The sequence below is a fragment of the Mycobacterium sp. E735 genome (genome assembly GCF_001666955.1).
Lineage (GTDB): Bacteria > Actinomycetota > Actinomycetes > Mycobacteriales > Mycobacteriaceae > Mycobacterium.
Map to the genome: position 1 here is coordinate 1 of NZ_LZIX01000105.1, position 10,869 is coordinate 10,869.

At 66.4% G+C, this 10,869-nt stretch carries 13 protein-coding genes and 1 pseudogene; 6 read left to right on the forward strand and 8 right to left on the reverse strand.

From position 1 onward, the window contains the following. The 3 genes from A5704_RS08730 to A5704_RS08740 form a co-directional block, all read left to right on the forward strand. A partial coding sequence (locus tag A5704_RS08730) for a thiolase domain-containing protein (protein ID WP_156737641.1) occupies positions 1–960 on the forward strand: 960 nt, incomplete at its 5' end. After that, the gene (locus tag A5704_RS08735; RefSeq protein WP_067755639.1) at positions 960–2,159 is read left to right on the forward strand and encodes a thiolase domain-containing protein; all 1,200 of its coding nucleotides are present in this window, start codon (positions 960–962) and stop codon (positions 2,157–2,159) included. The genes A5704_RS08730 and A5704_RS08735, both read left to right, overlap by 1 nt. After that, positions 2,156–2,563, forward strand: a complete 408-nt coding sequence (locus A5704_RS08740) for a nuclear transport factor 2 family protein (protein ID WP_067755643.1) — start codon at positions 2,156–2,158, stop codon at positions 2,561–2,563. The genes A5704_RS08735 and A5704_RS08740 overlap by 4 nt, the downstream gene beginning before the upstream one ends. Here A5704_RS08740 and A5704_RS08745 read toward each other — a convergent pair. Further along, on the reverse strand, positions 2,560–3,084 hold the full coding sequence (locus A5704_RS08745) for a gamma carbonic anhydrase family protein (RefSeq protein WP_067755647.1): 525 nt from the start codon (positions 3,082–3,084) through the stop codon (positions 2,560–2,562). The genes A5704_RS08740 and A5704_RS08745 overlap by 4 nt on opposite strands. 127 nt (positions 3,085–3,211) lie before the next feature. Here A5704_RS08745 and A5704_RS08750 point away from each other — a divergent pair, with 127 nt between their 5' ends. Both A5704_RS08750 and A5704_RS08755 read left to right on the forward strand, forming a co-directional pair. After that, on the forward strand, positions 3,212–4,366 hold the full coding sequence (locus A5704_RS08750; RefSeq protein ID WP_067888516.1) for a Rieske 2Fe-2S domain-containing protein: 1,155 nt from the start codon (positions 3,212–3,214) through the stop codon (positions 4,364–4,366). Between the two features lie 4 nt (positions 4,367–4,370). Beyond that, positions 4,371–4,826 (forward strand): hypothetical protein, encoded by a 456-nt coding sequence (locus A5704_RS08755; RefSeq protein ID WP_067888519.1) that lies wholly within the window; start codon positions 4,371–4,373, stop codon positions 4,824–4,826. A 1-nt stretch (position 4,827) separates the two neighbouring features. On the opposite strand, the gene A5704_RS08760 is transcribed toward A5704_RS08755, so the two are convergent. Continuing rightward, positions 4,828–5,400 carry a TetR/AcrR family transcriptional regulator gene (locus tag A5704_RS08760; RefSeq protein WP_067755657.1) on the reverse strand — a complete coding sequence of 191 codons (573 nt, stop codon included), beginning with the start codon at positions 5,398–5,400 and terminating at the stop codon, positions 4,828–4,830. 107 nt (positions 5,401–5,507) lie between these two features. Between A5704_RS08760 and A5704_RS08765 the strand changes: the two genes are divergently transcribed. Beyond that, a complete protein-coding gene (locus A5704_RS08765; protein WP_231968943.1) occupies positions 5,508–5,798 on the forward strand; it encodes a hypothetical protein in 291 nt (96 codons plus the stop codon). Position 5,799: 1 nt separating this feature from the next. Here the strand turns inward: A5704_RS08765 and A5704_RS08770 are convergent, their stop codons facing one another. From A5704_RS08770 to A5704_RS08795, 6 genes and pseudogenes are all read right to left on the reverse strand, one after another. Then, on the reverse strand, positions 5,800–6,948 hold the full coding sequence (locus tag A5704_RS08770) for a sulfotransferase (RefSeq protein ID WP_067888523.1): 1,149 nt from the start codon (positions 6,946–6,948) through the stop codon (positions 5,800–5,802). Between the two features lie 48 nt (positions 6,949–6,996). Next, entirely contained in the window at positions 6,997–7,779 is a 783-nt protein-coding gene (locus A5704_RS08775; protein ID WP_067755663.1) for an SDR family oxidoreductase, read from the reverse strand. A gap of 2 nt (positions 7,780–7,781) precedes the next feature. Continuing rightward, complete coding sequence (locus tag A5704_RS08780; RefSeq protein WP_067888526.1) at positions 7,782–8,909, reverse strand: hypothetical protein; 1,128 nt, start codon at positions 8,907–8,909, stop codon at positions 7,782–7,784. An 88-nt stretch (positions 8,910–8,997) separates the two neighbouring features. After that, positions 8,998–9,297: a hypothetical protein gene (locus tag A5704_RS08785; protein WP_067755669.1), complete on the reverse strand. Its 300-nt coding sequence runs from the start codon at positions 9,295–9,297 to the stop codon at positions 8,998–9,000. A gap of 49 nt (positions 9,298–9,346) precedes the next feature. Next, entirely contained in the window at positions 9,347–10,405 is a 1,059-nt protein-coding gene (dmpG, locus tag A5704_RS08790; RefSeq protein ID WP_067888529.1) for a 4-hydroxy-2-oxovalerate aldolase, read from the reverse strand. After that, positions 10,402–10,869: pseudogene (locus tag A5704_RS08795) on the reverse strand (acetaldehyde dehydrogenase (acetylating)); the annotation flags it as partial. The pseudogene A5704_RS08795 and the gene dmpG, both read right to left, overlap by 4 nt.

The window sequence follows — 10,869 nt, forward strand, 5'->3', positions numbered from 1 at the left end:
CAGCTCTACGAGGACCTGGGTATCACGAAGGCCGACATCGGCTTCTGGTGCTCGGGATCCTCCGATTACCTCGCCGGGCGGGCATTCTCGTTCATCTCGGCGATCGACTCGATCGGCGCAGTGCCGCCGATCAACGAATCGCACGTCGAGATGGACGCGGCGTGGGCCCTCTACGAGGCCTACATCAAGATCCTGACCGGCGAGGTCGACACCGCGCTGGTGTACGGGTTCGGCAAGTCCTCGGCCGGAATTCTGCGCCAGATCCTGTCCCGGCAGACCGATCCCTATACCGTCGCGCCGCTGTGGCCGGACTCGATCTCGATGGCCGGGCTGCAGGCCCGCATGGGGCTCGACAACGGCAAGTGGACCGAAGAGCAGATGGCGCGCGTCGCGTTCGACTCCTTCGCCAACGCGCGCCGGGTCGACAAGGTGGAGGGGTCGATCAGCGTGGCCGAGCTGCTCGAGCGGCCGTTCTTCGCCGAGCCGCTGCGGCGCCACGACATCGCGCCCATCACCGACGGCGCCGCCGCGATCGTGCTCGCGGCCGACGATCGGGCGCGCGAGCTGCGCGAGAACCCCGCCTGGATAACGGGAATCGAGCACCGCATCGAAACCCCGGCCCTCGGCGCGCGCGACCTCACCGAGTCCCCGTCGACCAAGGCCGCGGCCCAGGCGGCCACGGGCGGCCGAACCGACAACCTGGACGTCGCGGAGATCTGCGCGCCGTTCACCCACCAGCACCTGATCCTCGAGCAAGCCATCCGGATACCGGGGCCGACCAAGGTCAACCCGTCCGGTGGAGCGCTGGCCGCCAACCCCATGTTCGTCGCCGGCCTCGAGCGTATCGGCTTTGCCGCCCAACACATCTGGAACGGATCGGCCAAGCGGGTGCTCGCGCACGCCACCAGCGGGCCCGCGTTGCAACAGAACCTGGTCGCGGTCATGGAAGGAAAGAACTGATGGCCGGAGCGGGAGCATACCTGGCCGCGGTACTGGGTACCGGGCAGACCAAGTACGTGGCCAAGCGCAAGGACGTTTCGATGAACGGCATGGTGCGCGAGGCGATCGACCGCGCGCTGGAAGATTCGGGTTCGACGTTCGACGACATCGACGCCGTCGTCGTCGGCAAGGCGCCCGACTTCTTCGAGGGCGTGATGATGCCCGAGCTGTTCATGGCCGACGCCGTCGGCGCCACCGGCAAGCCGCTGATCCGGGTGCACACCGCGGGTTCGGTCGGCGGGTCCACCGCGGTGGTGGCCGCCAGTCTGGTGCAGTCCGGCAAGTACCGCCGCGTGCTGGCCATGGCCTGGGAGAAGCAGTCGGAATCAAATGCCATGTGGGCGTTGTCGATTCCGGTCCCCTTCATCAAGCCCGTCGGCGCAGGCGCGGGCGGTTATTTCGCCCCGCACGTGCGGTCCTACATCCGCCGTTCCGGCGCACCGTTGAACATCGGCGCGATGGTTGCCGTCAAGGACCGGCTGAACGGGGCCCGCAATCCGCTGGCGCACCTGCATCAGCCCGACATCACCGTCGAGAAGGTGATGGAGTCGCCGATGTTGTGGGACCCGATCCGCTACGACGAGACCTGCCCGTCCTCGGACGGTGCCGCCGCGGTGGTGATCGGCAACGAGGAGGCCGCCGAAGCCCGTCTGGCCCAAGGACAGCCGGTCGCGTGGATCCACGCGACCGCGCTGCGCACCGAGCCGCTGCAATTCTCGGGACGCGACCAGGTCAGCCCCCAGGCCGGGCGGGACGCCGCCGCGGCGCTGTGGAAGGCGGCGGGCATCACGAGCCCGATCGACGAGATCGACGCCGCGGAAATTTACGTGCCCTTCTCGTGGTTCGAGCCGATGTGGTTGGAAAACCTCGGCTTTGCGCCCGAGGGTGAGGGCTGGAAGCTCACCGAAGCCGGCGAGACGGCGATCGGGGGGCGGCTACCGGTCAACCCGTCGGGCGGCGTGCTGTCGTCGAACCCGATCGGCGCGTCCGGCCTGATTCGGTTCGCCGAGGCGGCGATTCAGGTGATGGGCAAGGGCGGGGATCACCAAGTCCCCAACGCGCGTAAGGCGTTGGGGCACGCCTACGGCGGTGGCTCGCAGTACTACTCCATGTGGGTGGTCGGCGCGGACAAACCCACGCCCGAAAAAGTCGGCTCGTGACCGAGAACCCCGCGCACGAGGCGGGCCGCCGCTCGCGCGAGGCGGTCATCGCCAGGGACAAAGAGGCGTGGCTGGCGGTGTTCGCCGACGACGCGATCGTCGAGGATCCGATCGGGCCGTCGGCCTTCGACCCGGAAGGCAAAGGACACCGGGGCCGCGACGCGATCTCGGCCTTCTGGGACAAAGCGATCGCGCCCACCACCAAGATCGAGTTCGTCTTCCGCGACACCTACCAATGCGGCAACGAGGAAGCCAACGTCGGCCACATCCTGATCACCCATGGCGACTATCAGGTGACCGCGGAGGGCGTCTTCACCTACAAGGCGAACGACGAGGGCCAGATGACCGCCCTGCGCGCCTACTGGGAGATGGACCGCGCGGCCGCGTCGGCCCGGAAGGTCTAGAGCGGCTCGAGCCCGGCCAGGTGCCGCTGAGCCAGTTCGCGGTAGGCCTGCGGATTCACCTTGACCCACATCTCCGCGCCCGTTCCGGCGACGGGTCCCTTGATCTGCGCCGGTGCGCCCACCGCCAGCATGCCGGCCGGAATCTGGGTGCCGGCCGTCACCAATGAATGGGCCGCGATCAGGCTGCGCGCGCCGATGACCGCGCCGTCGAGGACGGTCGCGTGGTTGGCGATCAGGGCCTCGGCCCCGACATGCACCCCGTGGATGCAGCACATGTGCGCCACCGTGGCGCCGGGCCCGATGTCGACCGGGATGCCGGGCGGCGCGTGCAGCACCGACCCGTCCTGCACGTTCGCGCCCTCGCGCACCACGATCGGCCCGTAGTCGCCGCGCAGCACGGTGTTGAACCACACCGATGCACCGGCTTCGACGACGACCTCGCCGATCAGGGTGGCGGTCGGCGCCACGAAAGCGGTGGGATCGACCCGCGGCGCCCGGCCCTCGAAAGCAAACAGCGGCATCGTCTAGATATACCCCGAGCGGGAATCCGCCGCGCATATGCCGTGGCCAGACTCGCCGTCGTTGCGCGCCGCCACCGCAAAACTGTAACGTGTTCTAGTTAGAGGGCCAGCGAGTTGGAGGTGACAGGTGACTACCGACGCCAAGGCGGTCGGCATCCGGGAGATCGATCCCGGTGCTCTGCCGACAAGGTACGCCCGGGGCTGGCATTGCCTGGGCGTCGCGAAGGACTTCCAGGACGGCAAGCCGCACTCGATCGAGGCGTTCGGCACCAAGCTGGTGGTCTTCGCCGACTCACACGGGAACCTGAACGTGCTGGACGGCTACTGCCGGCACATGGGTGGTGACCTCTCTGAGGGCACCATCAAAGGCGACGAGGTGGCCTGCCCGTTCCACGACTGGCGCTGGGGCGGTGACGGCCGCTGCAAGCTCGTGCCATACGCCAAGCGCACACCCAAGACGGCGCGCACCCGCTCGTGGACGACCGACGTGCGCGGCGGCCTGTTGTTCGTCTGGCACGACCACGAACAGAATCCGCCGGACCCCGCGGTCCGGATCCCCGACATCCCGGAAGCCGCCAGCAACGAGTGGACGGAATGGCGGTGGAACCGCATCCTCATCGAGGGCTCGAACTGCCGCGACATCATCGACAACGTCACCGACATGGCGCACTTCTTCTACATCCATTTCGGGTTGCCGACGTACTTCAAGAACGTCTTCGAGGGTCACATCGCGTCGCAATACCTGCACAACGTGGGCCGTCCGGACGTCAACGACCTGGGTACCTCCTACGGTGAGGCGCACCTCGACTCGGAGGCGTCGTACTTCGGGCCATCGTTCATGATCAACTGGCTGCACAACAGCTACGGCGGCTACAAGGCGGAGTCGATCCTGATCAACTGCCACTACCCGGTGACCCAGAACTCGTTCGTGTTGCAGTGGGGCGTCATCGTCGAAAAGCCCAAGGGCATGGACGAAGCGATGACCGAGAAGCTGTCGCGGGTATTCACCGAAGGCGTCAGCAAGGGCTTCCTGCAGGACGTCGAGATCTGGAAGCACAAGACCCGCATCGACAACCCCCTGCTGGTCGAGGAAGACGGCGCCGTCTACCAGCTGCGCCGCTGGTATCAGCAGTTCTACGTCGACGTGGCCGACATCCAGCCGGAAATGGTGGAGCGCTTCGAGATCGAGGTGGACACCACGCGCGCCAACGAATACTGGAACGCCGAGGTCGAAGAGAACCTCAAGGCGGCCAACGACGAAGTGCCCGTGGAGCAACACTGATTCCATGACCCAGGATCAACCGGCAGTCCCCGACGTCGACCGGCTAGCCCGGTCGATGCTGATGCTGCACGGTGACCATCACGACCACGAGGAAGCGCCGGCCCGCAACGGCGGCTCCGGATCCTGGTCGAAGTCAAGGGATTTCGCCAACGATCCGCAGCGTGCCGCCGCCGTCGCCGAAGCCAGTCGCGCCGACCGGGAGCGCTACCTTCGCTCGGGCCTGCTGCCGGTGGATTGCCGGTTCTGCCACGTCACGGTCACCGTCCGGAAACTGGGCCCGGGCCACACCGCCGTGCAATGGAACACCGAGGCCTGGCAGCGGTGCGCCCACTTCACCGAGGTGCGCAACTCCGGTGGCGACACCGCGCGCACCCGTTCCTGCCCGAAGTTGAGCGACAGCATCGAGCATGCGGTCGCGGAGGGTTACCTGGGCGAGCCCGAGGATCCGGACGCCGACTGAATCACTGCCCTTGGGGCAGTTTGGTTATCGCTTCGAACGCCTCTAGGAATACCGCGGCGATGTCGCCCTCGCGGGCGCCGGCCATCGGCTTCTTCTGCAGGAGGACACGCTGCACGCCGATGCCCAATAGCAGGGCGGTGACCATGTCCGCGCGAATCCTGGGCCGGTCCGCCGTTATCCGCTTGGCCAGGTTGTGGGTGAGGCCCGCATCGAGCTGCTCGTTGAGACGCGCCACGACCGAAGGGTCGCCGCTGGACCTCAGCAGGGCGAACAACGGGGCGTCGACATCGCGGCGCGCGCCCAGCACCCGGGCGATCAATCGCTCCGCCAGCACATCGTCCGCGGCGCCGAGAAGTTCCTCCACATTCTCCGAAACCTCCGTTGCTTCCGCGAAGAGCCTTTCCTTCGACCCGAAATAGCGGCGGACCAAAGTGACATCCACACCGGCTTTCGACGCCACCTCGCGCAGGCCAATGGCGTTGTAGCCCCGCGCAAGGAAGAGCTCGCGGGCGGATTCCAGCAGGCGGATTCTGGTGGCACCGGCGTCGCGGCGCCGTGGTGGCACGTCGTCCATCTGTCCTCCTTTGTCTACAACCGTAGACATATCCGCCCCGGCGGCGCTACGCTGAGGGCATATGTCTACGACTGTGGACATATGCCGGTGAGTTGAGGGAGGTTCTCATGGCCGGGGTGATGCTTGTCAAACAGCGGGTCGCCAGTGTCGATCAATGGAACGACGTGTTTCGCGAACCCCGACTCGATGCAACCCGGCGCCGGCATGGGCTGGTCGTGACCGGTACCTACATCGACGGCGACGACCCCACCACCGTCATCGTCGTCATGAAGATGGAAAACATCGATGCGGCAAGGCGATTCGCGGCCTCGTCCGAGCTTGCCAGGGCGCGCGAGCACGCGGGCGCGATCGGTCCACCAGACGGCGTTTGGCTGGGGGCCCGGCCGGTCGACGACTGATTCACAGCCCGGCGAAGCGCTCCTTGACGGTTTCGACGGTCAGCCCGTAATCCGCCAGCGAGTAACGATGTTTCGGCGCCCGCTCGCCGGACTGGCTGTCGGCGTGCGTCTGCTCCATCGCCGCCCTCGCCTCGTCGGTCAGCGTCATCCCGAACTGCCGATAGATGTCGGCCACCGTGCCGATCGGGTCGGCGATCAGTTCCTTGTAGTCGACGTCGTAGAACTGGGCCGGCGAATACTTGGCGCGGGCGGTGTTGAAGCGTTCCAACCCCCGCGACCAGGTATCCATTGCGTCGGCGCCGATCTGGGCCCCGTCAAACTTCGTCGACCATCCCTCGGCGGTGTGCTGAGCCAGCGAGCACATGGAGGCCATGATCGTCTCGACCGGCCGATGGGTCTGAATCACCAGCGCGTCGGGGTAGGTCGCCATCAAGGCGTCCAGCGCGAACAGGTGGCTGGGATTCTTGAGCACCCAACGCTTTTCGGCGTCATTGAGCCCGATCAGCTGGAGGTTCTTGCGGTGCCGCCGGTAAGACGGCGTCCAATCCTGCTCCGACAGCCACTGCGCGTAACTGGGCAGGTGCGCCAAGGTCTCGTAGGACACCGAATGCAGCGACTGGCGAAGCAGCTGCCAGCATTCCTCGAGCTCGTATGCGGCCATGAAGTGCAGGCCCGTGTAACCGGGATTCTCTCGGTGGTGCCGGTTGAATTGCTCGTCCAGTTGGCGATAAAGCGGGTGTGATTCCCAGGTTTCACGCGGCGGCCGCGGTTGCGGGAATTCGGCCAGCCACATGTGCAGGCCCTGATGCGCGGGGTCGGCGCCCAGCAGCCGGTGCAGCGCCGTGGTGCCGGTGCGCACCAGGCCGGTGACGAAGATCGGGCGTTCGATCACGACGTCGGCGTGCTGCGGGTACTGCTTCCACGACGCCTCGGACAGCAGCCGGGCCACCAGGGCTCCGCGCAGGAAAAATCGATTCATCTTGCTGCCCAACACCGTAAGGCCGGCTTCTCGCCGGTAGGAGTCCAGCAGCACCTCGAGCGCCTCGAGGTAGTTGTCGTCGTTGGCGCCGAAGTCGTCCAGCCCGGTCAGCTTGCTGGCCGATGCGTGCAGTTCGTCGACGGTGCCGATATCGGTGCGATCAGCTCCCATGTCGCCATCTCCTCCTCATCCCCTCGCTCTGCATCGTCGATGGCGGCATTACGTGTGGTACTCCCCGCAGTTGACGTCCAGCGTCTGCCCGGTGATGCCGCTGGACAGGTCGCTGGCCAAGAACAGGATCGCCGAGGCCACCTCGTCTTCGGTCGGCAGGCGCTTCAGGTCGGAGTTCGCCGCGGTGGCCGCGTAGATCTGGTCCACCGTGGTGCCGTATTTGCCCGCCTGATGTTCGAAGTAGGCCTGCAGGGTGTCACCCCAGATATAGCCGGGGGCAACGGAATTGACGCGGATCCCCTTCTCGCCGAGCTCGGTGGCCAGGGACTGTGACATCGACAGCAGCGCCGACTTGGCCATCTTGTAGGCGCCGTACTTGGCCTGGGAGTGCCGCAGCACCATGGAGTTGACGTTGACGATCGACCCGTGCGACTTCTCCAACGCGGGCGTGAAGGCCTGGATGAGCCGCAACGCGCCCAGGGCGCTGAGCTCGATCGCATCACGGATGTGCTGAAAACTGGTGCCGGCCAACGGCTTCATCGATGGCACGCGGAACGCGTTGTTGATCAACACGTCGACTTTGCCGTAGGTGGCCATGGTCGTCTCGACGAGGTAGTTGACCTCGTCGTCGTCGGTGATGTCGCAGCGCACGGCCAGCGCCTTGTGCCCGGCGTCGTTGACCTCCTTGGCGACGCTTTCCAGCCGTTCCACGGTCCTCGCCGCGAGGACCAGGTCGGCACCGTCCTGGGAGAACCGGTGCGCCAGGGTGGTGCCGAGTCCCGGCCCGACGCCGCTGATGACGACGACCTTTTCGTTGAGCAATCCTGACATGGTCACCCCAGCATCCTGGCCGCAATTTGTTGTTGGCGCAGCGCTATTCGCGCCCGCCATTCGTCGTCGGAGATCTTATTGTGCTCGAAGTACGGCAACGTGGCGGGTACGGCGTCGAAGTCGACCAACTCCACGGTGGGCCCGTCCGCCTCGGTGAGCTGACGCGACACCCGCTGCCAACGGAACTGCAGGAAGCCCCGCCGATGCGCCAGCGTCTCGACCCAGTTGGTCACTCCCGGATTCTGGTCGGCGACGACGATGCGCACCTTGCCGTCCGGATCCGCTTGCGCCTGAGTGTTGTTCAGCGACGTCTGGTGGTTGATGTAATCCAGGGAGATGTACCACAGGCTGCCCAGCTGGAAGCCGAGGTAGGGCGCATCGGAAACCGGGATGGTGATCACCAGCGCCTGATCGGGCCGCAGGTCGTAGTGGCCGACCGACGAATACTGGGTCGCGAGTCCGCCCGGCGTGAGCCGGGGCGCAACCATGGTGTTCACCGGAAGGTCGAGATAGAACCACTGCGGGAATTGCAGCCACGTCTTCACCCGGTTGACGAGCTGCTTTCCCGCTGTGGCATAACGCTTTTCGATCGTCTCGCGGCTCAGCGGCGGGGGCGCGGTGCCCGCGGTGTCGAGCCGGGAAATCGCCAGCGTGCCGCGCTGTGCCGACCAGTCCCCATAGACCTCGCGGATGACCAACTGGCCGTTGCTGGTGGGCCGCACCCGCCACTCGAAACTGCCGTCGGCCGCGATCTCGAGTTCGCGGTCGTCGAACGCCGCCTGGCTGGCCGGCACGTTGTCGTCGGTGTATTCACCCCCGAGCAGCTGGAAGCTCAGGTCGGTCGTGGTGCCGCGCCGGCCGGTGACGACGTAGTCGTGATTGGCGTGTACCCGGGTGCCGAAGTAGAGGGTGTCGGGGTTGTCGAGGCCCATCTTGGTGAACGGCCCGGTTCCGGACTGCAGGAACGGGTGGTCCCGTTCGTAGTCGAAGGCGAGGTGGATACAGGCCGAAACGCAGCCCGCCAGATACTGCAGCCCTTCCAGGAGGTCTGCCTCGGTCTCGATGAAGGGCGCGTCGGCGACCAGTTTCTCGGCTTCGGCGATCGCGGCGGTGAGAGGATCAGAGAACACGCATAGACGCTAGAACGTGTTCTACTTTTTCGTCAATGGCGAACGTTCCCGCGCGTCCGCCCTAGCGTTCACCGACGAGGCCGACTCACTACGGTGCGCACTGCTGCGACAGGTCGATCAGATGCTGCCGCACGTCCGGATGCCGGTTGAGGTAGTCGATGACGTTGGGGCCGCCGCCTTCCGCCTCCGACTTGGCCTGAAGCTGCGCGTGGAGATCGGGATGCCGCTGCAGGTACTGGTCGATGGAGTTACCCACGGTCTGATCGCATTGGGGCGCGGCGCCGGCGACCGGGAGCGCGATCACGCTCGCGGCGGTGACGGCCAGCAAACTCCCGGCGAGCACGCCGTACGGTCCGCGGCCACGAGTGTTCCTGGATGTCACGGTCATGCGCGCCAGGTTACTCCGGATAGCTTTGCGTGGCCTGTGCATGCGCAGGCTACTTGGCGGCGGCACCGCTTTCTTGCTCGCGCTTGATCTCCAGCGCGATGTCGATGAGTTGGTCTTCTTGACCGCCGATGAGCTTGCGCTGACCGGCGCGGTGCAGCAACTGGTGGGCGGGCACGCCGTAGCGCTCGGACTGGCGGATCGCGTGCTTGAGGAAGCTCGAGTAGACACCGGAGTAGCCCATGATCAGGGCGTTGCGGTCCAGCAGGCACTCGGCCGGCATGGCCGGGGCGACCACCTCTTCGGCGGCGTCGGCGATGTCGAAGAAGTCGATCCCGGTCTTGACGCCGATCTTGTCGAACACGCCGATGAGCGCCTCGACGGGCGCGTTGCCCGCCCCGGCACCGAACCGGCGACACGAGCCGTCGATCTGCTTGGCGCCCGCGCGGACGGCCTCGACACTGTTGGCCACCCCGAGCCCCAGGTTTTCGTGGCCGTGGAAGCCCACCTGGGCGTCGTCGCCGAGCTCGGCGACCAGGGCCGCGACCCGGTCGCGCACCCCTTCGAGGACCAGCGCGCCGGCCGAGTCGACCACGTAGACGCACTGGCACCCGGCGTCGGCCATGATGCGGGCCTGGGCGGCCAGCTTCTCCGGCGGAATCGTGTGGCTCATCATGAGGAACCCGACGGTTTCCAGGCCGAGTTCGCGGGCCAGGCCGAAGTGCTGAATGGACACGTCGGCTTCGGTGCAGTGGGTGGCGATCCGGCAGATCGAGCCGCCGTTGTTCTGGGCCTCCTTGATGTCCTCCTTGGTGCCGACCCCGGGCAGCATCAAAAAGGCGATCTTGGCTTCGGTGGCCGTCTGCGCGGCCAGTTTGATCAGCTCCTGCTCGGGGGTTTTGGAGAAGCCGTAGTTGAAGCTGGAGCCGCCCAGCCCGTCGCCGTGGGTGACCTCGATGACGGGCACCCCCGCGGTGTCCAGGGCGGCCACGATGGCACCCACCTCTTCTTTGGTGAATTGGTGGCGCTTGTGGTGCGAGCCGTCCCGCAACGACGTGTCGGTCAGCCGTACGTCCCAGATCGGGTTGAAGAAAATGTCGTGTGTGCTCATGCCTGCGCTCCCGGCGCCGTCGCGGATAAGGATTCCTTCGCGATCTCCTCGCCGACCTTGGTGGCCGCGGCGGTCATGATGTCCAGGTTGCCCGCGTACGGGGGCAGGTAATCGCCGGCGCCCTCGACCTCGACGAACGTGGTCACCACCGCCTGTCCACCGGAGTTCAGCGACGGCTCGTCGAACTGCGGCTCGTTGAGCAGCCGGTAGCCGGGCACGTAGGTCTGCACCTCGGCCACCACGTCGTGGATGGACTGCGCGATCGCGTCGCGGTCGGCGTCCTCGGGGATGGCGCAGAAGATGGTGTCGCGCATGATCATCGGCGGGTCGGCCGGGTTGAGGATGATGATCGCCTTGCCCCGCTTGGCGCCGCCGATCGTCTCGACACCCTTGCTGGTGGTCTTGGTGAACTCGTCGATGTTGGCCCGCGTGCCCGGCCCGGCCGAGACCGACGCCACCGACGC

Excerpts from the sequence above, each read along its gene's own strand:
- A5704_RS08735 (WP_067755639.1), top strand. The coding sequence starts at position 960 with ATGGCCGGAGCGGGAGCATACCTGGCCGCGGTACTGGGTACCGGGCAG.
- A5704_RS08745 (WP_067755647.1), bottom strand. The coding sequence starts at position 3,084 with ATGCCGCTGTTTGCTTTCGAGGGCCGGGCGCCGCGGGTCGATCCCACC.
- A5704_RS08775 (WP_067755663.1), bottom strand. The coding sequence starts at position 7,779 with ATGTCAGGATTGCTCAACGAAAAGGTCGTCGTCATCAGCGGCGTCGGG.
- A5704_RS08765 (WP_231968943.1), top strand. The coding sequence starts at position 5,508 with ATGGCCGGGGTGATGCTTGTCAAACAGCGGGTCGCCAGTGTCGATCAA.
- dmpG (WP_067888529.1), bottom strand. The coding sequence starts at position 10,405 with ATGAGCACACACGACATTTTCTTCAACCCGATCTGGGACGTACGGCTG.
- A5704_RS08755 (WP_067888519.1), top strand. The coding sequence starts at position 4,371 with ATGACCCAGGATCAACCGGCAGTCCCCGACGTCGACCGGCTAGCCCGG.
- A5704_RS08785 (WP_067755669.1), bottom strand. The coding sequence starts at position 9,297 with ATGACCGTGACATCCAGGAACACTCGTGGCCGCGGACCGTACGGCGTG.
- A5704_RS08770 (WP_067888523.1), bottom strand. The coding sequence starts at position 6,948 with ATGGGAGCTGATCGCACCGATATCGGCACCGTCGACGAACTGCACGCA.
- A5704_RS08760 (WP_067755657.1), bottom strand. The coding sequence starts at position 5,400 with ATGGACGACGTGCCACCACGGCGCCGCGACGCCGGTGCCACCAGAATC.